Source organism: Carnimonas bestiolae, from assembly GCF_051251145.1.
GTDB lineage: Bacteria > Pseudomonadota > Gammaproteobacteria > Pseudomonadales > Halomonadaceae > Carnimonas > Carnimonas bestiolae.
In genome coordinates, this window is the sequence record NZ_JBPCZK010000001.1 from 429,482 (window position 1) to 453,191 (window position 23,710).

Below are 23,710 nucleotides of genomic sequence, written 5' to 3' on the forward strand. Positions count from 1 at the left end.
ATACATCAATCGAATACCTTAATAGGCTTGTTGAAATTGATCATTAGAGAACTTACCAAATACAGCGCAGCAGCAACCACGAAGATCATCATGGCGGCATAGTAACTGTCTGTAGCGGCTACCAGATAACCAATCACAATAGGAACGATCGCTGAGGTCATGTTACTGGCAAAGTTCATGGTGCCAAGGATGGTCCCAGCAACACGCTGAGCCCCTAACAGTGATGGAACGGACCAATACACACTGCACCAGCGCAACGGGAAGATGGCGATACCCAATAGGATAATCACTGCAGTGGAGCTTTCCACATTGGCCGCAAGATAAATACCCACCCCAGCCGTAATCGCTGACACCGCGAGGAACAGATGGAAAACGCGATTGTTGCTGTACCCTCGCCCACGCAACCAATCAATCATGTAGCCACCGCTAATCTGGCCGAGGAAACACAGCAGGAAGATGATCGCCATCGCTGACCCCATACTCGAAATATCCATGTGACGCTGTTTGGTCAGGTAAAAAGGCAACCAAGTCATCAGTCCATAGAAGACGGTACTGTAGGAACACCATCCGAGAATCAAGGCGGTAACATTGCGCTGACGCAAATAGCCAAAACCATTACGAATTCTGAAATGCGGTTTTGCTGTTTCTGGCTCCTGAGAAGAAGCAATGAATTCTCGCTCTTCGTCATTTACCCCCGAGTGCTCGCTAGGATCATTACGGATATACCACCAAGCAAGCCCGCCGACCAAAACCGTCAATGCCCCCGCTATCACGAAGGCCATGCGCCAGTCCCCAAACAACGCAATCAAGGCGGAAATCCCCGCGGCACCAAATGCGGTACCCAAGGGCGCTCCGCCATCCAGCAACATGGACCCACGAGCACGCTCGTTGGGATGAAGCCAGACCCCCATCAGTTTTGCGCCTGCCGGCATGATCGGCGACTCGGTAATCCCCAACGCAACACGCGCGGCGAACAGCGAGTATGTTCCCGTACAAAGGGCGACAGACGCCTGAGCAATTCCCCAACCGACGGTCGCGCAGGCGATAATGGTACGCTCCCTGAAACGGTCTGCCAGTATGCCTGAGGGAATCTGCATTAATGCATAAGCCCAGAAGAACCCGCTTTGAATGACTCCGATCACCTGAGCTTCATTGATCTGAAATTCACGGGCAATATCCGGCAGCGCAATCGAGAGTGAAACTCGGTCAAAATAATTGATCGTCCCCAGCAACAGCATGATCAGGAAAACGGTCCAGCGCACATGCGTGCGTCCGGGCTTACGGGGATCGCCGAAGGTGTTGTTCGCCATCTCAGGCACCGGCCCAGCAGTGTCATGCTGTGTCATTATGTATACTCCCACGCCACCGGCGATGATAATTTCCGGATAGTTTTGGTCCTTGCAATCAAGGAGTTGAGAAAACAACGTGATTGGGTAGCCAGAACTTCCGATAACTCATGATGCTATTCTCGAACCGGCAAGGCTAACCCAAATCTGGTATCGTTCCCAATTGCCGCCTTATAGCCTAGCACTCCAGCCCAGCAGCCACCGTCTACTCTTTCGTCACCCTGCTGGTATGTTCACCGCCAATATCGACCGTGGCAAAACACGCCCAAACAACGCAGCGTTTCTTCCACCTTGAACATTATCCGCGTTGCTCAAGATAGCTTATTTCACGCCCTCCGTTAGCACCCGACGTCACTATTTGCAAAATGATACGCCGAGCGTCGGGCCGCGGGGTTACATTGTCAAACACCTAAGGCACCACTTCGAAGAAATCAGCGAAGCGCTGCATATCGGCTTGTAGCGTTTCGATAGATGATTCGATAAAGCGCACTGTCTGACGTGCGGGCACCTGTGCCAAGCGGCCGCGATCGAGCGGGTGTAGCCAGCCCAGCAGCGGATAGCCGCCCATGGTTTGGCAGTCGGACATCAGTACGATGGGATGACCGCTGGGAGGAATCTGGATCGCGCCGGGGGTAATCCCCAGCGATAGCGTGCGCGTAGGGATACGCTGTAGCGGAGCTGTGTGGCTCAGCCTTACGCCCATGCGATCGGTGTCGGGGGAAACCTGCCAGCAGGCGTCGAAGAACTTTGCTCGCTCGGCTTCATCGAAGCGCTCGGCATCACCGCCGAGCAGCACGCGCAGGGTCGGCGTGACTGAGTAATCGGTGCGTTGCTGCCACGGCGCACAGGCGCCGCAGACAAAGGCGCTGGCATCTGCAACACAGGGCAGCAGATCACCGCGCTGTAGCGAGCGCCCATCGCCATGCAGCCCGCCGACACCGTTGCGTTGGTGGGTAGCAACTGCGCCCAACACAGGATCGATCACGAAGCCGCCCTGCACCGCAATATAAGCACGCTGACCGCTGGCGGCGAAGCCCAGGCTGAGTACCTGACCTGCCCGCATTAGAAAGCGCGACCAGCCGCCGACGTCACGACCATCAAGGTAGGCGGGAATGGCCGCTCCGGCGATTGCCAGCCAGGTATCCTGAGCCGCCCTCAGCTGTAGGCCCCCCAGTGCGACCTCGATTAACGGAGTGCCCATGCGATTGCGCACCAGTCGATTAGCCCAGGCCGCTGCATAGGGGTCCATCACGCCGCTGCGCGACACACCATAGCGCAGCGTACCGATGCGCCCGAAATCCTGTAGCTGCGAAAGCATGCCGGGCTTGAGAATTTCCAGCTGTCCCAGCGTAGTGCCCTCTGCTGCCACTCCCGAGGTATCACTACTCATGACTCGCTCCCTCTAAGCCGTCGTCCGCTGCATGAGCATGCTCGGGGAGCCACTGCCAATGGCCTGACAGCGCGATAAATTGCTGCTCATCAATAGGCACGAAACCGACGCTATCGCCCACCCTGAAACGCCCCGGCGGTGTGCGCGCCACGTCATACAGCTTCAGCGGACAGCGCCCCAGCAGATGCCAGCCAGCCGGTGAAGCGTTGGGATAGATGCAGGTCTGGCCTTCGGTGATCGCTACGCTCCCCCATGGCACCTCGGTGCGTGGCGTTTCCCGACGCGGCAGCATCAACCGCTCATCAAGCCCGCCCATATAGGCAAATCCAGGAGCGAAACCGACCGCGCCAACAAAGTACTCAGCGCTGGCGTGCGCTTCGATCACTTCGGCAACGCTTAGCCCGCTAACGTTGGCCAGCATCGCCAAATCCTCACCGCAGTACCACACCGGCATCAGATGATGGCGGCTAGCGCCACATGGTGCCTCGCCCGCTTCAGCGTCGAGCTGCCACTGCTCGATCAGCGGAGACAAACGCGCCATCAGCTGACGAAAGTCGGCACGATATGCATCATAGTGAATCAGCAAGGTATCCCAGCTCGGCACCATATCCAGCACCAGGTCGCCCAGCGATGCCTCAATCCGATGGGCACACGCCACTATTCGGGCACTCAACGAAGCCCCGGAGGCAGCTTCGAACGAGATCAGCAGCGCATCAACGCCCGCCGCCTCGATGCGCACTGGCATTGCCTGAGTCACACGGCCTCCAGCGCACTGCGCAATTCGCTTAACACCTGCAGGGATTGCGGATTGTCGCCATGTACGCAGAGCGTGTCGGCGGCCAATTGCAGCGGCTGGCCGTCGATGTCAGGAAACGCCTCACCGCGTGCAATCGCCAGCGCCTGATCGATGATGCGCTGCGGCTCATGATGCACCGACGCTGACCGCGTTCGCGGTGACAGCGTGCCATCGCTCAGATAGGCGCGATCAGCGAAGGCTTCGAACAGCAGCGGCACCCCCGCCGCATCCGCAGCCTGCTGCACCGCACTACGCTCCTTGACCGCCAGCGTCATCAGCGCCAATCCCTCACGATAGCGACGGCAGGCCTCAAGCGCGGCGCGGAACATGCTCGGCTCGCTGTATACCGCGTGATAGAGCGCCCCGTGCGGCTTCACGTAGCTCACTTGAGTGCCGTTGGCACGACAGAAGGCATCCAGCGCACCGATCTGATACAGCATCAGATCGGTCACTTCTGCTTCCGACAACGCCATCGCACGTCGGCCAAAGCCTTGCAGATCGGGGTAGGAAGGATGTGCACCAATGCTAACGCCCGCTCGTGCCGCTTGCGCCGTCACTTGGGACATCACACTGAAATCACCGGCGTGAAAGCCGCAGGCCAGGTTGGCTTGATCGATCAGCGGAAGCACGGCAGCAGGGTCGCCCAGCGACCAGTTACCAAAGCTCTCGCCCATATCGCAATTAAGCAGTAGTCGCGCCATAGCGGAATTCCTTGTCAGTGAAAGCATGTGGGATAAGCCAATACGCAGCGCCTGTGGAAGCGGCACTGCTAACGCCGGCAAGGCGCGTTACCGTGCGACGCAAGGCGTCACACATGATAATGGCTATCCGGTACATCGGTGATAAACATATGGCCGGGAGCATGAGTAATGGCAAAGGGTACCTTCGAGGCCATCAGCGCCGCTTGAGGCGTGACACCACACGCCCAAAACACCGGAATTTCACCTTCATTGATAGTAACCGCGTCACCAAAGTCGGGCTGCAAAAGATCGCTGATGCCCAACTCATCGGGTGCACCAATGTGCACCGGAGCACCGTGAACGGAGGGATAGCGAGCGGTAATTCTGACCGCGTCGGCAATTCGCTGCGGCGCCATCGGGCGCATCGATACCACCATCTCGCCCTGCAAGCGCCCGCCACCGCGACACGCCCGCTGGGTGCGGTACATGGGCACATTGCTGCCCGCCGAGATATGGCGAACATCGATGCCCTCCTCGAGCAGCGCAGTTTCGAAGGTAAAACTACAGCCAATCAGAAAGCTCACCATGTCGGGATACTCTGCATAAGCATCGCGCGCATCGCTTACCTCGGCCACGCGCTCACCGTTGCGCCACACATGATAAGCAGGAAGGTCGCTGCGAATATCAGCGCCTTCGGCCAGCGCAGTGGTGAAGACACCCGGCTCGGTTACATCGAGCAGCGGGCAGGCTTGCGAGTTACGCTGGGCATAGAGCAAGAAGTCGTAGGCCCAGTCATAAGGAAGCGCAATCAGATTGGCCTGCGCGAAGCCTGGCGCAATGCCCGCAGTGGGCTGCCGCCACCCCGCCCGAATACGCTGCCGAGCTTGCTGCGCAAGCGCTATTTGATCGATGGTTGCCATACCGAATTGCCTTGTGTTGCTCAAGTGACCACAGAGAAACCGGATTGACCGGCAACCCTGCGCTACGCGTTACTCAGGAGCGCAAAAATAGGCCCTACCGAGTCAATCGCCATGTACCACGACAGCGCACACACCAATGCGCCCGCTATCAGCAGCCACTGCGGATAGCGATAACCGTGCATCAGATCAGCACGCCGCCATCCCACATATAAAAACAGCGTCAGCCCTAACGGCAGAATCAGCCCGTTGAAGCCCCCGGCAAATATCAGTAGCGCAGCGGGAGGCTTACCCAACAGTAGAAACACCGCCAGACTAATCACAATAAAGCCCACCGTTGCCATGTTGCGGCGGCGCTCGGTAATGCCCTTGGCGAATACCGTGACGAAACTGATCGAGGTATAGGCAGCCCCCATCACGCTGGTAATACCTGCGGCCCACATGATCAATCCGAAACCGCGCAACCCGAACTCGCCCAGCGCCACCTGAAACGCTTGTGCGGCAGGATTCGCTCCCTGCCCCGACACATCGATGGTCACTCCGCTGGCGACCACGCCAAGAATCGCCAGGAACAGGATGTAGCGCATGATGCCGGTCACCAATACGCCATTGAATGCCGCCTTGGACACTTCACCGATATGGGCCTTGCCAACGGTGCCGTGGTCAAGCAAGCGATGCGCGCCCGCATAGGTGATATAGCCGCCGACCGAGCCGCCCACGATAGTAGTAATCGAGGTGAAGTCGAGCGCATCGGGCAGCACCGTTTGGCGCAGAGCATCGCCCACCAGCGGGTGCGACGCGAAGGCGACAATCAGCGTTAGCGCAATCATCAGCGTTCCCAGCACGATCATGATCCGGTCAACGGCCACCCCAGCACGACGCGACAGGAAAATGCCGATCGCGATCAGCGCGCTGATCGCGCCCCCTACCAGCGGCGGTAGCCCAAGTAGCGCATTCAGCCCCAGCCCCGCGCCGGCAATGTTGCCGACGTTGAACACTACCCCGCCGAAGATCACCAGCAGCGCCAATACGTAGCCACTGCCCGGAATCGCGAGATTGGCGACTTCGGAAGCACGCATACCGGTCAGCGTAACGATACGCCAGACATTCAGCTGCACCACGAAGTCGATGACAATGCAGGCCAGAATGCCAAACGCAAAGGTAGCGCCCAGAGTGGCAGTGAAGGTGGCGGTTTGGGTGATAAATCCCGGGCCTATCGCTGAGGTCGCCATCAAAAAAATGGCGGCCACCAGCGACGAGCGCCGCTCTTTGGCAAAGGTTGCAGGAGATGAGGGCACCGCTGGCTTCCCATAACGTGGCTTGAAGATTGCTACCAAACGCGTGGCAGCCTGATAGGCAATCACTACGCAAGGGGTATGCCAGTGATGAATAAATCGCGTGCTGTTGTAGGTTTATATCGAATTATTGTTCAACAATGACATAGGATCTTTGATCAATTGCATCAACATGATGCAGGATGAAGGAGATGGCGCACCTCTATCGCGCATTGCCCTGATCGTCAGGATAAGCTGCTACGCTGCATCCATAGGCTCAACGCTTTAGCCCGCCAAGGTAATTACCCCGGCGTCGTGCTGACCAACAATAAGGTGTGATAACCATGCGCGATCCCGCTGCCAGTCTTGGCAACACGACTGCCGCCACGCTTCGTCAATGGATCGTGGAAGGCCGCCTGCTGCCCGGCCAGCATTTGTCGGAAAAACAGCTGGCCGAGCAGCTGGAGATATCACGTAATACCCTGCGAGAAGCATTTCGCCTGCTTACCCAGCAGAGCCTGCTCACTCACATTCCCTACGCGGGCGTTATGGTGGCGCGACCTGATCTGGCGGCGATCATCGACATCTATCGGGTCAGGCGGCTTATCGAGCGCCAGGCAGTAGCGGAGGCCTCCCCTCATCACCCCGCCATCGAGCGCATGGAGCAGGCGGTGGGGCAAGCGCGTTACGCACGCGACGCGCATGATTGGCTTGCGGTGGGCAGTGCCAACATCGACTTCCATCGCGCGCTGGTCAGCCTGACAGACAGTCCACGCATTGAAGCCATGTACGCCGACCTGAGTGCAGAACTGCGGCTGGCATTTGGGCTGGTCAATGATCCTGCCCGCATTCACGCCCCTTACATTGAGAGCAACAGCGACATTGTTGCGTTGCTCAGGCAGGGCAACAATCAACAGGCCGTGGCGCGGCTCGAAGCTTATCTACTGAAGTCCGAGCGCAGCTTGCTTGCGGTGTACAACGGCTAACCCAGTGAGCAGTCAGGTTTGGCGCACACGCCTCAAAACCAGAACACCCCGAAGGCTGGAGATATCCAATCTTCGGGGTGTTCCGTATGCGGGGTAATGACCCCGCTACCGCACAGCGCTTACTGCTGAGGCTGATCGGTCTGTCCGCCTTCCAGCGTGCCCGACTGCGGGTCACTTTCAGGCGAGTGATCGATATCGCGGCTTGATTCATCAGGAGGCAGGCCCTGGCTCGACAGGTCATCGTGGGAATCGCTATCGCCATCGTCGCTGTCCTGCATATCGGCCTGACTGCTGTCGTCGCCAGTCGCTGGCGAATCAGCCTGCTGCTGAGACGAGGCAGCATTATTGGCACCGGTATCGGGGGGCGTATCGTCGTCCGACTGGCTGCAGCCTGCCGCACCCAGCAATGCCACCATCGACGCCGCCGCCATTACCATTAAGCTGATACGTTTCACTCTATATTCTCCCGGCTTGGAAAGCTGTCGAGGGCTTGCTGGCCCTGCGATCAACAATTGCGCTACTGCGTTATTTTGAGACACCGCGACGCGCTTGCAGTTCAGTGGCAGCGACGCTCTATTTTGATACCACGATGTGTAAAGCGACCGCCACGATCAAATCTTAAGAAATACTTCAATTCAACTGAACTAATGCAGCACTAACGCCTAAAGCGCCGCTTGGTTCAGCGCTACTCTTCCTCAGCGTCGTCTGAGGCAACCGACGTTTCGACGCGATTTTTCAGCATTTTGCTGTCAGCGGGCACGACGACATCAATGGCCCCTTGGGCTATTTCGAAGCGCCCTTGCTTCACTTCACGCATCTCGCCGTCGAGCGTGACCGGCAGCGCCGTTTCACACTCCAGCTCGATCCACGGTGTGCGGAAGTAGCGCACCAGATCGTTGTCGGGGGACAGATGCTCAAGCTGTCGCAGCAGCCGCGGTACATCACGAATCCTGAAATCGTTGATTACCAGTACGTCAAGCAGGCCGTCATCGATGTAGGCTTTGGCGGTAAGCTCCTGCGCACCGCCCGCCTGGCGACCGTTACCAATCGCGATCACCACCATATCGGCGCTGTCTTCGAAATCGGGCATGCGCAGCCGCCCCGAGTAGGGCGAAAAGCTGAGAATTCGCGCCGCCCCCACCAGCGAATAGGCACCGCCGCCCAGCATGCGCTTCAGCATCGGCGGCGTACTGGCGGTTACCGAGGCACCGAAACCGCCTGATACCACGTTGATAAACCAGGTATCGCCAATCTTGCCCAGATCAATCGGAATGGCTTCTTCACGCACCGCAAAGGCAAAGGCGTCGGTGGGAGAAGGAGGAATACCGGCAGCGCGCGCGAAGTCGTTGGCCGTGCCCAGCGGGATAATGCCAAGCGACGGGCGATACTCTTCTGGAAGCTTCATCAGGGCATTGGCCGCACCGTGCACGGTGCCGTCGCCGCCGCCCACGATCACGCGCTCAACGCCGTTGGCGCTGGCCTGATAAATGAAATCTTCGATGTCGCTACCTTCCCAGGTAACGCGCACATCGACGCCAATCCCCTGCTTACGAAGGCGATTCACCATTTTGCGCAAGCGCGGCTGGTCCGACGACTTACCGTTAAGAATCAATCGAATGCTGCTGCTCAAGTGCGCTCCTTAATCACCAGCTGCACAGGTCACGAATACTGAGCAGATTATCTTTTTTCGCCAGTAACCAACATAGCAAACGCGTAAAATCCGTTGCATTTTGGTAATGTAAACCAATAAATTAACTTTGAGTTGACAGGATAACACCCCTATCGCGACACTAGCGCCCGAAAAAATGGCGCCGTCCCGTGATGGATCGCATCAGAAGCAGGCCGCCCAGTCGCTATTGGCTGGCCGCCTCACTGCTTCGCTAGCCATTCCCATAACGCCCCGTAACAAAGGCGACCTGCTGATGACCGAGATACGCCACGACTGGCACCGCGGCGAAATAGAAGCGCTGCTGACCCGCCCCTTCCACGATCTTTTATATGAAGCGCAATCCGTGCATCGCGCTCATTTCGACCCCAACGCCATCCAGGTATCGACGCTGCTATCGATCAAGACCGGCGCCTGCCCTGAAGACTGCAAGTACTGTCCGCAGTCGGGCCACTACAACACCTCGCTGGAACGCCAAAAGTTGTTACAGGTCGAGAAGGTGCTGGAAGAAGCACGCGCTGCCAAAGCGATCGGCGCGACCCGCTTTTGCATGGGCGCGGCCTGGAAACATCCCAGCGCCAAGGACATGCCCTACGTGATCGAAATGGTCAAAGGGGTGCGCGCCATGGGGCTGGAAACCTGCATGACGCTAGGACGTCTCAATCCGCAGCAGGCCAACGACCTTGCCGAGGCGGGGCTGGATTACTACAACCATAATCTCGACACCTCGCCGGAGTACTACTCCAGCATCATTACCACCCGCACCTACGCCGAGCGCCTCGAAACGCTGGGGCACGTGCGCGATGCCGGCATGAAAATCTGCGCCGGGGGCATTTTGGGCATGGGCGAATCGGTCAACGACCGCGCTGGTTTGCTTCAACAGCTCGCCAATCTTCCGGTTCACCCGGAAAGCGTGCCGATCAATATGCTGGTCAGAGTCAAAGGCACGCCGCTTGAAAACGTCGATGACCTCGACCCGTTGGAATTCGTTCGCACCGTTGCTACTGCCCGCATCCTGATGCCGCATTCGCGCGTTAGGCTGGCCGCCGGTCGCGAGCAGATGAGCGATGAATTGCAGGCGATGACCTTCTTCGCCGGCGCCAATTCGATCTTCTATGGTCAGCGCCTGCTCACCACGCCTAACCCTGAGTCCGATCACGACCATCTTCTGTTCAAGCGGCTGGGCATGCACCCCGAGCAGCGTGAAGAATTTGATGACAGCACCCTCGATGCGGCCATTCATGAAAACCTGCATAGCCAGCGCGTAAGTGAGCTAGCGGTCGATGCAGCGGCCCACTAACCGATGACAGCGCTGGAACACTGGCTTACGCCGAAGCTTACCGAGAGAAAGCTACAGCAGCGCTACCGCCAGCGCTGGCAGCATCAGCCTGGCGTAGTCGACTTTGCCGGCAACGATTACCTTGGCTTCAGTCAGCACCCTGCCGTTACACGCGCGGCCTCACAGGCGCTTGAGCAGTTTGGTAGCAGTGCTGCGGCATCGCCGCTGGTGGGAGGCTACTGCGCCATCCATCAACGTCTCGAAGAACGCGTGGCGGCGTGGCTGGGGCGCGAACGAGCGCTGCTGTTTCCCAGTGGCTTTCAGGCCAATCTGGCGGTGCTTGATGCGCTTTGCACGCGCAGCGATTACTGCCTGCACGACCGCCTCAACCATGCGTCGCTGTTGGATGGCACGCGCTTAAGCGGCGCTCGACTCAGGCGCTATGCGCATCTTGACAGCGAAGACCTTGAGCAGCATCTGCAGCGTCTGGATGCCGAGCGGGGGCGGCGTTTTATCGTCAGCGACGGCATTTTCAGCATGGATGGCGATATTGCGCCGCTTGGACAGCTTAGTGCGCTGGCCGCCCAATACGACGCCACGCTGATTGTCGATGACGCTCACGGCGTCGGTGTAATGGGCAGCAGCGGCGCTGGCGTTTGCGAAGGAACGAGCCGCCAACAAGCCGAAGTGGTGATCGGCACCTTCAGCAAGGCGTTAGGTAGCCAAGGGGCCTTCGTGGCAGGAAGCGAGACATTGATCGAAGGGCTGATTCAGTTGGCACGGCCCTATATCTATTCGACCGGGCTAGCACCGATGGCCGCCGCGGCCGCCGATCAGGCCGTACAGCTTGCGATAAAGGCCCCCGAGCACCGTGAGCGCCTGCATCACCATATCGCGCTGTTTCAGCGCTTGGCGCGCGCTGCCGGGCTTACGCTATTACCCAGCGTAACGCCCATCCAGGGGCTGGTGATGGGGAACGAACCCTCGACCATGGCGTTGGGACAGCAGCTGCTTGAAGACGGCCTGCGAGTGGGCGCGATTCGCCCGCCGACGGTACCAACCGGCAGCAGCCGGCTGCGCATTACGCTATCCGCACGTCACCGCCCCGCTGATATTCAGCGTTTGGTGGAGCGCTTGGCGCGGCATTGCGACAGCGCTCGTGTGAGCGGATTTTCCCTGTCATGACCGCTCCCCGTCTGATATTGATCACCGGCTGGGGCTTTCGCGCAACAGCGCTGGCACCCTTGAAAGCCTGCCTGGTACAGCGGTGGCCCGAACTCGACGCGCAGCTGGAAGCACTTCCCGCACTCACCACTAACAACGTTGATGACTGGTGTGAGGCGCTGGAGCAGCGCATTGATGAAAATGACGATGCACAGGGCCGACCGCTGTGGATCGCCGGCTGGTCGCTGGGCGGCATGCTGGCAAGCCGCTTGGTCGAGCGCATGCCGCAGCGTTTTGCGGGGCTCATCACCCTCGCCAGCAACGCCCGCTTCAGCGCCTGTAACGAGTGGCCGCAGGCGCTGGACGCGCCGATATTCGACGATTTTTGTGCGCGCTTTCAGCACAAGCCGAAGGCTACCCGCCAACGGTTCGCACTACTGTGCAGCCAGGGCTCGGAGCAGCGTTCGCTCATCAGCACGCTGCGCACTCATCTTAGCGACGAGTCAGATGCGGTGGGAGAAGCTGGCCTGCAATTGCTGGCGCAGCTCGATAATCGCGCCGTGCTGGCGACGCTGGTACGGCCGCAATTGCATCTTTTTGCCGAGCGCGACGCGCTGGTGCCGGTCAGCGCCGCAGCGGCGTTTGGTGGCCTCGGTAATACCCGCCTCGATACCGAGATCCTCGCAGGCAGCCACGCCTTCCCCATCGAAGCACCCGAGCCGCTGGCGGCGCGGATCGCTGCCTTCATACAGCACCCCAAGAGGCACTCATGAGTTCGCCCGCTTACCCTCTAGATAAAGCGCGGATTGCCGACTGTTTTGGCAGTGCCGCCGACAGCTACGACGCCGCTGCCGTGCTACAGCGTCAGACCGGCCAGGCGTTATTGGACAATCTGCACGAAGTAGCGCCGCACGCCTTTAATGACCAGGCGCGCTGCGGCGACATTGGCTGCGGCACCGGCTTTATGCTGGAGCAGCTAGCGCGCGCAGGCATTGCCGAATCTCAGTTGTTCGGCATCGACCTTGCCCCGCGCATGCTTGCTAGCGCACGTCGACGGCTGCCCGCGGCCCATTGGCTGTGCGGCGATGCTGAACAACTACCGCTCGCCTCCCAACGCTTGGAGCTATGTGTCTCCAATCTCGCGGTTCAGTGGCTGGCACGGCTCGACGGTTTTCTCGCCGAAGCCAAGCGCGTGCTACGCCCCGACGGCTGGCTGGCATTTACGACCCTCGGCGATGACACCTTCAGCGAATTCACACGCCTGTGCCGTGCAGCGGGCCTTGATTCGCCGGTCAATCGCTTTACCGATCGATCGACCTTGCGTGATGCGATTATTCGCAGCGGCTTCGCCGTGCGTAGCTGTCAGCGCCGCGATTTCCGCTATTACTACCCCGATGCGTTAACCCTACTGCGTAACCTCAAAACGTTGGGCGCGCACTATCACCCGCGCCAAGCCACGCCCCAGCGGATGCCGCTAAAGCACCTCGAGGCGCTTGCCGCACAGAGCTTTCCCAACGGTGTTCCTGCGCGCTACGACACTTGGCTGATTATTCTTCAACACGTTAACTGACCATGACCCAGCAGCGTTTCTTTATCACCGGCACCGATACCGATGCCGGCAAAACCCTGATCAGCTGTGCCCTGCTGCATGCAGCCCGACAGCGCGGACTCACCACCGCAGCCGGCAAGCCGGTCGCCTCCGGCTCACATTCAACTGCCGAAGGGCTGCGCAACAGCGACGCTTTGGCGCTGCAAGCCGAGTGCCAGCCCACGTTAGCCTATTCGCGCATCAATCCCATCGCGCTGTCTCCTGCTATCGCCCCCCATATTGCCGCCGCTGAAGCAGGCATTGCCCTCAGCGTGGCAGCACTAGCGGCCCCAATGCGCCAATTGCTCGATGACGCACCCGCCGACTTCACCTTGATCGAAGGGGCCGGCGGCTGGCGCGTTCCACTGAACGAGCGCGAAACACTTGCCGATCTTGCGCGCACCTTACAGCTAGAAGTGGTGCTAGTGGTGGGTGTGAAGCTGGGGGCCATCAACCATGCCCGGCTAACGCTGGAAGCGATTGAGCGCGATGGTCTGAAGGTAGCCGGCTGGGTGGCCAACCTGGTCGATGCCAAAACCGCGCAGGCTGCCCAAGACAACCGCCTGAACGAAAACCTCGACACCCTACGCCAGTGGTTGCCAGCCCCCTGCCTTGGCGTGGTGCCACATCTCAGCTGCGCCAGCGCCGCTGCTGCCGCTACCTATCTTGATCTCACCCCGCTACTGGCAAGGAGTGCTGCCGATGACTAACGCCTCGCTCAACGAACACTGGAAGCAGCGCGATCTTCGCGCGGTATGGCACCCCTGCACCCAAATGAAGGATCACGAGACGCTACCGATGATTCCGGTCAAGCGCGGTCAGGGAGTATGGCTGGAAGACTTCGACGGTCAGCGCTATCTCGATGCGGTGAGCTCGTGGTGGGTCAACGTGCTCGGTCACGCGAACCCGACCATCAATCAGCGTATGAAGGAACAGCTCGACCAACTTGAGCACGTCATTCTATCGGGCTTCACCCATCAGCCGGTGATTGAGCTATCGGAACGCTTGATCGAGCTGACGCCGGCGGGCCTGGGCCACTGCTTCTATGCCGATAGCGGATCGGCGGCGATTGAGATTGCACTGAAAATGAGCTTCCACTACTGGAAGAACATTGGCCGCCCCGAGAAGAAGCGTTTCCTTACCCTGACCAACGGTTATCACGGAGAAACCCTCGGCGCGCTGTCGGTCAGCGACGTGGGGCTTTATACCGACACCTACCGTGCGCTGATGCTGGATGTGATCAAGGTGCCCGCCCCCGATTGCTTCGGGCTGCCCCGCGATGAGTGGGACGCTCACGCCGATGCGATGTTTGAGCATATGGAGCGCGCGCTTGAGCAGCACGCCGATGAGTTGGCGGCGGTCATTCTCGAGCCGCTGATTCAGTGCGCTGGCGGGATGCGCATGTACCCGCCCAGCTACCTGAAGAAGCTGCGTGATGCCTGCAATCGCCACAACGTGCAGCTGATATTCGATGAAATTGCCGTTGGCTTTGGTCGCACCGGAACCCTCTTTGCCGCCGAGCAGGCAGGCGTTAGTCCCGACTTCCTGTGCCTGTCGAAAGCCTTGACCGGCGGCTATCTGCCGCTGTCAGTGGTACTGACCACCGACCAGGTGTACGCCGCTTTCTACGATGATTACCAAAGCCTCAAGGCGTTTTTGCATTCGCATAGCTATACCGGTAATGCGCTCGCCTGCAGTGCCGCGCTGGCCACGCTGGACGTGTTCCGTGATCAGCAGATTATCGAACGCAACCACGCCAAGAGTGCCGCCATGGCCCGCGCCGCCGAGCCGCTGCGCGATCATCCGCATGTCGGCGATGTGCGCCAGACCGGCATGGTCGTTGCCATCGAGCTGGTGGCTAACAAGCAGCCGCTTACGCCCTATCCATGGCAACAGCGCCTCAATACCAAGGTGTATCAGCACGCCTATCAGCGCGGCGTGCTGCTGCGTCCGCTCGCCAACGTGATCTACTGGATGCCACCTTATGTGATTAGTGAGCCGGAAATCGCACTGCTGGGCGACGTTACTGCAGAATGCATCGATGTCGCGACACGCGCTTAGCGGTTGCAAGGTGAGCTCAAGCTAACAGCCCTTTTGGCTTCAGCACGCCTACCTCTCTGCGCAGCTGCCGCTGGCGAGACTAGCGCTGCCACCACCCACTGTTTGGCGCTGGCGTAGCCCCCAAGGTGACCGCGCGCCTGCCGCTACCGAGGGCGGCGGTTCGTGACGGGTATCGCGGCAGCGCTGGTGACACAGCAGCGCGGCGTTGCAACGGCTAGGCAACCGTGGTTGCTGTCAGCTATTCTCGCCATACTATCGCGCCAAGCCCCTACGCCTTTTGTTTCACTGGAAGTCTTACCTCTTATGCACCACGCATCACCCTCTCCGATAATACTGGGCGCCATGTTGACCGGTTCGGGCGCGCCAGACGATGAACGTGCATGGCTTGACGACCAGGAACCGGTGGATGCGTCGATCAATCCTGAGTGGTATAGCAAGATAGCCCAGCAGCTCGATGGCGCGGGTGTCTCTTTCCTGTTTATTGCTGATGCAGTATTCGCCGACCCAGACGGCCCGCCCCACTACCTGTCGCGCTTCGAGCCGCTATCGCTGCTGAGCTTCCTCGCCGCACAAACGCGGCGCATTGGACTAGTGGGCACCTTCTCTACTTCTTATAACGAACCTTACAATCTGGCTCGCCAACTGATGAGTCTCGATCATCTGTCGCGCGGGCGCTGCGGATGGAATCTGGTTACGTCGCTGGGGGATCGCGCGGCGCGCAACTTTGGCCTTGATAGCCAGCGCGACCATCGCACTCGCTACGCCCGGGCAGAAGAGTTTGTCAGCGTCGTGCGCGGACTGTGGCACAGCTATGCGCCGGATGCCTTACCGCGCGACCGACGCAGCGGCCGCTACATCGATAAAGAGAAAATTACTGCGCTCAACCACCACGGCGACTTTTTTACGGTGGCCGGCCCGCTCAATATCGAACCCTCCTGTCAGCGCGAGCCGGTCATCTTTCAGGCCGGGCAATCGACCCACGGTCAGCAGTTGGCAGCGCGCAGTGCAGATGTCGTATTTGGCATGCAAACCGATATCGATGCCGCGCTGGCCTATCGCGCTTCGCTGGCGCACTACCAGCAGCAAGCAGGCGTTGAACGCCGAGCACCGCTGCTGTTGATGAAGCTGATCCTGCATATCACCAGCGACGATGTTAGCCCTGAGCAGGCCTTTACCGACTATGCCACGCAGCACCGCGTGCTCGATGAACTGCGCGATCGCGTTGCACGAGCCATCCAGCGCTCGCTAGCAGCACCGGAGGCCGATCTTAGTCCCATCTCGGATGCCGATATCGCCAACGCTCATGCCAATGAAGGCACCTGGCTTTACGAACCGCTGCGTGCCTGTCAGCAGCGCAGCGTTAGCATGGGCGAAGCACTCCATCAGCTATTCCGCCTCAAGGCACTGGTGTTCGCCGGCAGCGCCTCGCACATTGCCGAGCAAATGCACGCGTGGCAGCGCAGCGGTGCCGCCGATGGCTTCATCATCCAAATCAGCAGTCAGCGCGGGGCCCGCGACCTCGCTGAACGGTTGCTGCCCGAACTGCGCCGCCGCGGCCTTTTCCCCTCCTTCAGCGACCAGCCATGCACCTTGCGTCAGACGCTCGCTTTGGCGGAACCTCAACTTCACCACTAGCACCGAGCAGGGGGCCAGGGGGGACAGCAGGATGCATCAGCTGTCTCATGCCGCGCCCCTTCTATCATCGATCGCGCTAGCGCATTGGTTCTCATCAACTATAAATACAATTTAACCCCTTCCTAAGAAGCCTTGAATAGATACTGAACCTTTGGGCGCCTATGATAGAGGGACTAAGAAAACCCTCTACATGCGGGCAAAGACCGGTGAAGCACCTTTTTTAAAAGCACCGGAACGCATAAGCAGATTCTTTTTCATACCTTTTATTTCTACGATGGCATCGCTAGCATGCTTCCCGCGCTGTAGAGAAGAACACGATGAGGATTTCCAATGTCGAATGGGCCGCTGCTCGACACCAATAGTCCGCTAACCGCTGAGCAGGCCGAACGGCTGAATCAGGCACTAGCGGGGCTCGACGCCCACCAGATGACCTGGTTGGCAGGTTATTTGAGCGCGCTTGCTGCCGGTGGTGCAGTCGCGAGCGCACCTGCTGCTGGCGCTGCTGCGGGTGCTGCAGCCCCTGCGGTGGACTTCACGCTGACCGTACTGTTTGGCTCGCAAACCGGTAACGCCGAGCGCGTGGCTGAGCAAGCGGCCGAGGCTGCCAAAGCGCGTGGCTTCACTACGCGGCTTTTGGATATGGCCGATGTCAGCAAGAAGGATTTCAAAGAGCCCGGCCACTACCTGATTGTGGTAAGCACTCAGGGCGAAGGCGAGCCGCCCGATACCGCCGAAGGTTTCTACGAGCTGCTCGATGGCCGCAAGGCACCGAAGCTCGATGGCAGCCACTTCGCGGTACTAGGGCTGGGTGATTCCAGCTACGAATTCTTCTGCGAGATGGGCAAGCGCACCGACAAACGTTTTGCTGATCTGGGCGCTCAGCGCATTCATGATCGCGTCGATGCCGATGTCGATTACGACGACACTGCCGAGCAGTTTATCGAGACCGCGCTCAATGCCTTCGATACGCTCAAGGGCGAAAGCGCACCCGCCGCCGGCAGTGCGCCGCTGACGGCCGCCGGTAGTGCCGCTGCACCGGCCAGCGCTTGGTCGCGCAAGAATCCTTTCCAGGCAGAAGTACTCGAATCGATTCAGCTTAACGGTCGCGGCTCCGCCAAGGAGACCCACCATATCGAGCTGTCGCTGGAAGGTTCGGGGCTTAGCTACCAACCGGGCGACGCCTTGGGCATCGTGCCGCAGAATGACCCCAGCTATGTCGACGAAATGATCGACGTACTCGAATTCAGCGCTGACCACGATCTTGGCGACGGTCGCCTGCTGCGCAGCGCGCTGCTGCAAGAGCTGGAAGTCACCACGCTAACGCGGCCGCTGGTCAAGCACTGGGCTGAGCTGACCGATTCAGCCGAGCTGAAGCGATTGCTCGAGGAAGACAACCGCGAAGAGCTGAAGCAGTGGCTGTACGGCCGTCAGATCATCGACGTGCTGCGCGACTATCCCATTAAAGGGCTGAGTCCGCAGGACTTCGTTGGCGCACTGCGCAAGCTGCCGCCGCGGCTCTATTCGATTGCCTCTTCGCTGGATGCCAACCCCGACGAAGTGCATCTGACGGTGGGAATCGTGCGCTATGAAGCTCACGGCCGCGCACGCGGAGGCGTTACCAGCACCTGGCTGTCCGATCGTGTGAAGCCGGGCGACAGCATTCCGATCTATATCGATCACAACAAGAACTTCAAGCTGCCGGAAGATGGCGATACTCCCATCATCATGGTCGGCCCCGGCACCGGTATTGCCCCCTTCCGCGCCTTCCTGCAACAGCGCGATGAAGACGGTGCCGCCGGCGACAACTGGCTGCTGTTTGGCGACCAGCATTTCAACACCGACTTCCTGTATCAGTCCGAGTGGCTGAAGATGCGCGAACAAGGGCTGCTGACGCGCCTCGATGTCGCCTTCTCGCGCGATCAAGCCGACAAGGTGTATGTACAGGATCGTCTGCGCGAGCACGGCCAGGAGGTCTTCGAATGGCTGTCGCGTGGCGCGCACTTTTATGTCTGCGGTGATGGCGACCGCATGGCAAGCGATGTCCACGCCACCCTGATGGAGATCGCTCACACCCACGGCGGCATGGACGAAGAAGCCGCTGCCGCCTGGCTGCGCGAACTGCAGCAGTCCAAACGCTACCAGCGGGACGTATACTAATGACCGATATCATTACCAAGCTTCGCGACGAGGATTTGACCACCTACGCCGCTAACGAGAAGCTGAAGGTAGACAGTGACTATCTCCGTGGCCACCTGCAAGAAGACATGGCCGACAACGTGACTGGCGCGGTGCGCGAAGCCGATACGCAGCTGACCAAGTTTCACGGCTTCTACATGCAGGACGACCGTGACGTGCGCAGCGAGCGTCGTCAGCAGAAGCTCGAGCCGCTCTACTCGTTCATGGTGCGCTGCCGCATTCCCGGCGGTCGCCTGAGCGCAGCGCAGTGGCGCACGATTGATGACGTTGCCACCCACTACGCCAACAACACGCTGCGTATTACCACGCGCCAAACCCTGCAGTATCACGGCGTGTTCAAGCGCAACCTGCGCCAGCACCTGAAATCGATCAACGAGGTGATGGTCGACACTATCGCTGCATGCGGCGACGTCAACCGTAACGTCACCTCCACCGCCAACCCTAATCGCTCACGCCTGCATCATGAGCTTTACGAGTTGGCGGCGCATATTAGTGATCATCTACTGCCACGTACCCGCGCCTATCACGAGATTTTCCTCGGTGAAGAGCGCGTGCACGGCGGCCCGGGTGAAGTGGTCGAGCCGCTTTACACGCAGCACTACCTGCCGCGTAAGTTCAAGGTCGGGCTGGCGCTGCCGCCGCATAACGAAGTCGATGTGCACATTAACGACCTCGCCTTTATTGCAATTGTCGAAGATGGCGAGATCATCGGTGCCAATGTGGCAGTAGGCGGCGGTATGGGCTCGACCCACGGCGAGCCGGAAACCTACCCGCGTATCGCCACCGTGCTTGGCTATGTCAGTAAGGATAAGCTGATCGATGTCGCCGAGAAGGTGCTGATGGTGCAGCGCGACAACGGCGATCGCCACAACCGCAAGCACGCGCGACTCAAGTACACCGTCGATACCATGGGCGTCGATGGCTTCAAGCAAGCACTCGAAAGCTACCTCGGCTATGCGCTGGAAGAGCAACGTCCATACCACTTTGAAGATACCGGCGACACCCTGGGCTGGTATCAGGGCGAAGATGATCTGTGGCACTACGGACTGTTTGTCGAAAACGGCCGCATCAAGGATTACCCCGACAACTCCCCAATTCATGCCGGCATGCATATCAAAAGCGGGCTACGCGCCATTGCTGAAAGTTTCGACGGCGATATCGTGATGAGCTGCAACCAGAACATCATCATCAGCAATGTGCCGGAGCAGCACAAAGCCACCATCGATGCGCTGCTGGCCAAGTACCGCATGGAGAAAAACATCACGCCGCTGCGTCAGCACTCGATTGCGTGCGTGGCCTTCCCCACCTGCGGGCTGGCGATGGCAGAAAGCGAACGCTACCTGCCCACACTGCTCGACAAGATCGATGCCGTGATGCGTGACGCCGGGCTTGCCGACACTCCCATCGTGCTGCGCATGACCGGTTGCCCCAACGGCTGCGGCCGCCCATTCATGGCCGAAATCGGCTTTGTCGGCAAGGCCATTGGGCGCTACAACCTCTATCTGGGCGGTAATTTCGAAGGCACGCGGCTGAACAAGATGTACCGCGAGAACATCGACGAAGAGACGATCCTCAAGGAGCTCACGCCGTTGCTCTATCGCTACGCGGAAGAGCGCAACGAAGGCGAACACTTCGGTGATTTCGTGATTCGCGCCGGTGTTATCAAGGCCACTGTTAACGGCCTCGATTTTCACGATCAGTAAGCCACTGCGGATATAACCGAAAGCAGGAAGCCCGGCCGCTTGTACAGCAGCCGGGCTTTCTTATGACTTTGCTAACAGCGTGAGCCGCGCACTCGGCACCGCCACTGCCGCCAGGCACTACACCAGTACGATCTGATCGCTATTCAGGCTATCAGCAGAAATGCCCACCAAATCAACGCTGCTGTCGTCAAAGGTCAGCGTCACGCGGTCGTCCTGCGCATCGACGAAGTCGCTATAGCTCGCGCCATTGATACCAGGAATATTCTGGAACACCAGCGTGTCCGACGCATCGAGGCCATAGATCATGTCGTGACCGAAATCACCATCAAACAAGAAGGTGTTGGTGCCGCCCTGACTGTAAAAGGCTTCGTCACCGCTACCCGAAATAATCGTCGAGCCGCCGTCACTAGCGCTGACGATGGTATCGCTACCATCGCTGCCAAAGCCCCATTGATCATCGGCCAGCAGCACCGGATCGCCGGTATTTGCTTCGGCATCCACGCTCGACGTGTACGATAAATTGTCATAAGCGTCGTTTTGCGCAACCAACTGAGTGTCGCTGACCGAATAGCTAACGTTGTTGGACGATAGGCCGAACAAACCGCTGGCTTCCTGACCCGAAACGGTCGAGATATCGCTCGCAGTAATCAAATCGCCGTCTTGCTGCTTTAGATAAAGAACGTCGTGGTGAAAAACGGTTTGGATATCGTTAAGGCTGCCGTCCACCATCAGGGTGTTGTCGCCGCCATCCCCTGCTATCACCGCATAGCCGCCGCTCACGCTAAAGGTATCGTCGCCGCTGAAACCTTCCATGTAGGCATTGCTGCCATTATTACGCAGCAGATCATCGCCCTCGCTGCCCAATAGAAACACGCTGCCTTCACGCTCTTTGTGCCCCATATTGCGATCTTCGACCCAGGTATCAGCGCGCGTCTCATCCGACAGGTTAGACATCACGATAGTGCTGTCCTGCTGCGTTAGCGGATAAAACTGCGACGCAAGCACATGCCGAACCCCTGACTGATACTGTTGCGAGTTATGCGCCGCCCACGCACTTGGATTAGAGATTGATTCATTAAGCGGCATCGATAGCTCACTTGCGTAGTAATCGTTGAAATTGATCAGATTGTTGGTGCCATTGTTGAGCGTGAAATCCATGGCGAGCGGAGAGTTGCGATCCAGCGAGTACGGTAGTGAGATGTCGTTGTCGGGCAATACGTGGAAAACGGGATCGTTCTCGAATCCGATGTTGAACACCTTGTCGTCTTGGGTGGGAGATGCAAACGCGACGTAGTCTGAATCGGCGTAAAAGCCGCCCCAGGTATCGTCACTCACCGAGGCCATGCTGTTCACCCCCATGCCGCCAAGACTGTGGCCGGTGACCAGCACATCGCTGCCACTCAGACCATTCGCTTGTGCAAACTCGGCCACGCGACTGAATAATTCTCCAAACGCGCGCGGCGCATACTGCTGCCATACATCGTCGGGCAGCGCCGCTGACAGATCGTTAAACACGTCGCCGACCGTGTTAATGATGCCGTTACTAGAGGGGGATTGAGTACCGCGAAACGCCAAGGCGATATCGGTCAAGTTGTCATTATCGTCGTATTTGCCCAGCACCTGTACATGAGCCGTCTGATAACCAATCAATTCACCACTGAAGGCGCCGGTGCCATCGACACTGCCCTGATAATTGAGCGCCTCAGCACCAATTTGACGCCAGCCGCGCTGCTCTACCTCGCTGGCTACCGGCACTCTCGCGTCGGTGGCAGGATAGGCATAGTTGGATAACAGCGCCGCATCGAGCGCATTGGGAGTACCGCGATCGTCATTCTTCTGATGTGAAAAAACACCCACTGAACTTCTCCATTATTATAACCGCCGTGAATAGCACGATGCGCCGATGGCGCTCTGTTCAGCGTGTGTATGTGCGTCACGCCGACGATGAGTATTGTTGAACGACACCAGGAGTAAAGTTCCACCTGTCGCTTGTCACTGTGGCAAACCATCGCTACGCCAAGCGCAGCACCTTGGCGCGTTCGATAGGCTGCGCTGGCGACATCAAAACGCGCTAGTTAAGCATGGGAATATGACGAAACGTTGTCCGAGCGACGGGTATTCGGCCGATATATTTAACTGAAGATTAAGCAGCGCACCGTGATGGCCTTTTCTTGGCGAGGTACCGCGACGATTGCTCGCCGTTAGCATTATCGCCTAATGCCCATGCTAGCCTTGGCGCTTCTATGGCTATTAATAGCGCGCACAAAAATGGGCACCCCGTTGTGCGAGGTGCCCATACCGATGATGCCGATATCGGTTAGCGCGCTGCTGACCGATTAGCTATTGGAGATGATTTCAATCCAATAGTCGTCGGGGTCCCGGATGAAGGCAAGCGTCTTCATGCGACCGTCGTTCAAGCGCTTCTGGAAGGTAACGCCCTGCTCTTCGAAGCGCTGGCATGCGCCCTCAAGATCAGGAACCGATACGCACAAATGGCCGAACCCTTGCGGCTCGTCGTTACCATTATGGTACACCGCACCTTCTTCCTTCTCGGTGCCGTAGTTGTGGGTCAGCTCAAGCACGCCCGGCAAACCTGCCAGCCAGCGACGACGCTCGTCGTCCTGCTCAGGCACCTGCGTGCCTTCCGGCAGAATCGCCAGGAAAAACAGCGTGAACTCAGCTTCCGGGAAATCACGCACGTCGACCAGTTCGTAGCCGAGCACCTTGTTGTAGAACGCCAGTGATTTATCGATATCCTTGACGCGCAGCATGGTGTGATTGAACACAAAACCGCTGGTCTCAGCGGGGCGGCCTGCTGCTTCGCTGTATTGATCACGAATCTGTGTAAGCGACATGGTCTCTCCTCATGAGAACTAGGTTATTAGCTAACCTTTTCAGATTAGATATGGCTATGATACACCCTACCCCCGTCAAGGCTGAAGACGTGACCTCCGATTGACACTATGCAGCCTTTTTATCGGCCCGGTTACGCCTTGCCAGCGCATTACTTCTCGCTGTAGCCAAGCGCG

The 23,710-nt window shown here is 58.8% G+C and carries 20 protein-coding genes; 10 read left to right on the forward strand and 10 right to left on the reverse strand.

Annotation, left to right across the window (positions count from 1 at the left end; translation table 11 throughout):
- Positions 1–5: 5 nt before the first annotated feature.
- From R84865_RS01995 to R84865_RS02020, 6 genes are all read right to left on the reverse strand, one after another.
- The gene (locus tag R84865_RS01995; RefSeq protein WP_435638700.1) at positions 6–1,346 is read right to left on the reverse strand and encodes an MFS transporter; all 1,341 of its coding nucleotides are present in this window, start codon (positions 1,344–1,346) and stop codon (positions 6–8) included.
- 409 nt (positions 1,347–1,755) lie between these two features.
- Positions 1,756–2,736 (reverse strand): 5-oxoprolinase subunit C family protein, encoded by a 981-nt coding sequence (locus R84865_RS02000; protein WP_435638701.1) that lies wholly within the window; start codon positions 2,734–2,736, stop codon positions 1,756–1,758.
- Complete coding sequence (locus R84865_RS02005) at positions 2,729–3,493, reverse strand: 5-oxoprolinase subunit B family protein (RefSeq protein ID WP_435638702.1); 765 nt, start codon at positions 3,491–3,493, stop codon at positions 2,729–2,731. Before R84865_RS02005 ends, R84865_RS02000 begins: the two co-directional genes overlap by 8 nt.
- Positions 3,490–4,233: a 5-oxoprolinase subunit PxpA gene (locus R84865_RS02010; RefSeq protein WP_435632953.1), complete on the reverse strand. Its 744-nt coding sequence runs from the start codon at positions 4,231–4,233 to the stop codon at positions 3,490–3,492. The genes R84865_RS02005 and R84865_RS02010 overlap by 4 nt, the downstream gene beginning before the upstream one ends.
- Positions 4,234–4,340: 107 nt before the next feature.
- A complete protein-coding gene (locus tag R84865_RS02015; protein WP_435638703.1) occupies positions 4,341–5,132 on the reverse strand; it encodes a putative hydro-lyase in 792 nt (263 codons plus the stop codon).
- Between the two features lie 62 nt (positions 5,133–5,194).
- The gene (locus R84865_RS02020) at positions 5,195–6,427 is read right to left on the reverse strand and encodes an NRAMP family divalent metal transporter (RefSeq protein WP_435638704.1); all 1,233 of its coding nucleotides are present in this window, start codon (positions 6,425–6,427) and stop codon (positions 5,195–5,197) included.
- 320 nt (positions 6,428–6,747) lie between these two features.
- Between R84865_RS02020 and R84865_RS02025 the strand changes: the two genes are divergently transcribed.
- Complete coding sequence (locus R84865_RS02025; RefSeq protein ID WP_435638705.1) at positions 6,748–7,389, forward strand: GntR family transcriptional regulator; 642 nt, start codon at positions 6,748–6,750, stop codon at positions 7,387–7,389.
- Positions 7,390–7,508: 119 nt separating this feature from the next.
- On the opposite strand, the gene R84865_RS02030 is transcribed toward R84865_RS02025, so the two are convergent.
- Positions 7,509–7,844 (reverse strand): hypothetical protein, encoded by a 336-nt coding sequence (locus R84865_RS02030; RefSeq protein ID WP_435632957.1) that lies wholly within the window; start codon positions 7,842–7,844, stop codon positions 7,509–7,511.
- Positions 7,845–8,074: 230 nt separating this feature from the next.
- Positions 8,075–9,019: a lipid kinase YegS gene (gene yegS, locus R84865_RS02035; RefSeq protein ID WP_435638706.1), complete on the reverse strand. Its 945-nt coding sequence runs from the start codon at positions 9,017–9,019 to the stop codon at positions 8,075–8,077.
- A gap of 292 nt (positions 9,020–9,311) precedes the next feature.
- On the opposite strand from yegS, the gene bioB reads away from it, so the two are divergent.
- From bioB to R84865_RS02080, 9 genes are all read left to right on the forward strand, one after another.
- Positions 9,312–10,355 (forward strand): biotin synthase BioB, encoded by a 1,044-nt coding sequence (gene bioB / locus R84865_RS02040; RefSeq protein WP_435632959.1) that lies wholly within the window; start codon positions 9,312–9,314, stop codon positions 10,353–10,355.
- 3 nt (positions 10,356–10,358) lie between these two features.
- Positions 10,359–11,519 carry an 8-amino-7-oxononanoate synthase gene (bioF, locus tag R84865_RS02045; protein ID WP_435638707.1) on the forward strand — a complete coding sequence of 387 codons (1,161 nt, stop codon included), beginning with the start codon at positions 10,359–10,361 and terminating at the stop codon, positions 11,517–11,519.
- Positions 11,516–12,271 (forward strand): alpha/beta fold hydrolase, encoded by a 756-nt coding sequence (locus R84865_RS02050; RefSeq protein WP_435638708.1) that lies wholly within the window; start codon positions 11,516–11,518, stop codon positions 12,269–12,271. Before bioF ends, R84865_RS02050 begins: the two co-directional genes overlap by 4 nt.
- Entirely contained in the window at positions 12,268–13,068 is an 801-nt protein-coding gene (locus R84865_RS02055; RefSeq protein WP_435638709.1) for a methyltransferase domain-containing protein, read from the forward strand. Before R84865_RS02050 ends, R84865_RS02055 begins: the two co-directional genes overlap by 4 nt.
- A gap of 2 nt (positions 13,069–13,070) precedes the next feature.
- The gene (gene bioD / locus R84865_RS02060; RefSeq protein ID WP_435638710.1) at positions 13,071–13,796 is read left to right on the forward strand and encodes a dethiobiotin synthase; all 726 of its coding nucleotides are present in this window, start codon (positions 13,071–13,073) and stop codon (positions 13,794–13,796) included.
- On the forward strand, positions 13,789–15,147 hold the full coding sequence (locus tag R84865_RS02065; protein ID WP_435638711.1) for an adenosylmethionine--8-amino-7-oxononanoate transaminase: 1,359 nt from the start codon (positions 13,789–13,791) through the stop codon (positions 15,145–15,147). Before bioD ends, R84865_RS02065 begins: the two co-directional genes overlap by 8 nt.
- 303 nt (positions 15,148–15,450) lie before the next feature.
- Positions 15,451–16,782, forward strand: a complete 1,332-nt coding sequence (locus R84865_RS02070) for an NtaA/DmoA family FMN-dependent monooxygenase (RefSeq protein WP_435638712.1) — start codon at positions 15,451–15,453, stop codon at positions 16,780–16,782.
- Between the two features lie 330 nt (positions 16,783–17,112).
- Positions 17,113–18,939 carry an assimilatory sulfite reductase (NADPH) flavoprotein subunit gene (locus R84865_RS02075; RefSeq protein WP_435638713.1) on the forward strand — a complete coding sequence of 609 codons (1,827 nt, stop codon included), beginning with the start codon at positions 17,113–17,115 and terminating at the stop codon, positions 18,937–18,939.
- Positions 18,939–20,681 (forward strand): NADPH-dependent assimilatory sulfite reductase hemoprotein subunit, encoded by a 1,743-nt coding sequence (locus R84865_RS02080; RefSeq protein WP_435638714.1) that lies wholly within the window; start codon positions 18,939–18,941, stop codon positions 20,679–20,681. The genes R84865_RS02075 and R84865_RS02080 overlap by 1 nt, the downstream gene beginning before the upstream one ends.
- Before the next feature lie 117 nt (positions 20,682–20,798).
- On the opposite strand, the gene R84865_RS02085 is transcribed toward R84865_RS02080, so the two are convergent.
- Together R84865_RS02085 and gloA are read right to left on the reverse strand one after the other, a co-directional pair.
- Positions 20,799–22,538 (reverse strand): alpha/beta hydrolase family protein, encoded by a 1,740-nt coding sequence (locus R84865_RS02085; RefSeq protein ID WP_435638715.1) that lies wholly within the window; start codon positions 22,536–22,538, stop codon positions 20,799–20,801.
- Positions 22,539–23,017: 479 nt separating this feature from the next.
- Positions 23,018–23,536: a lactoylglutathione lyase gene (gloA, locus tag R84865_RS02090; protein ID WP_435632969.1), complete on the reverse strand. Its 519-nt coding sequence runs from the start codon at positions 23,534–23,536 to the stop codon at positions 23,018–23,020.
- Between the last annotated feature and the right edge of the window lie 174 nt (positions 23,537–23,710).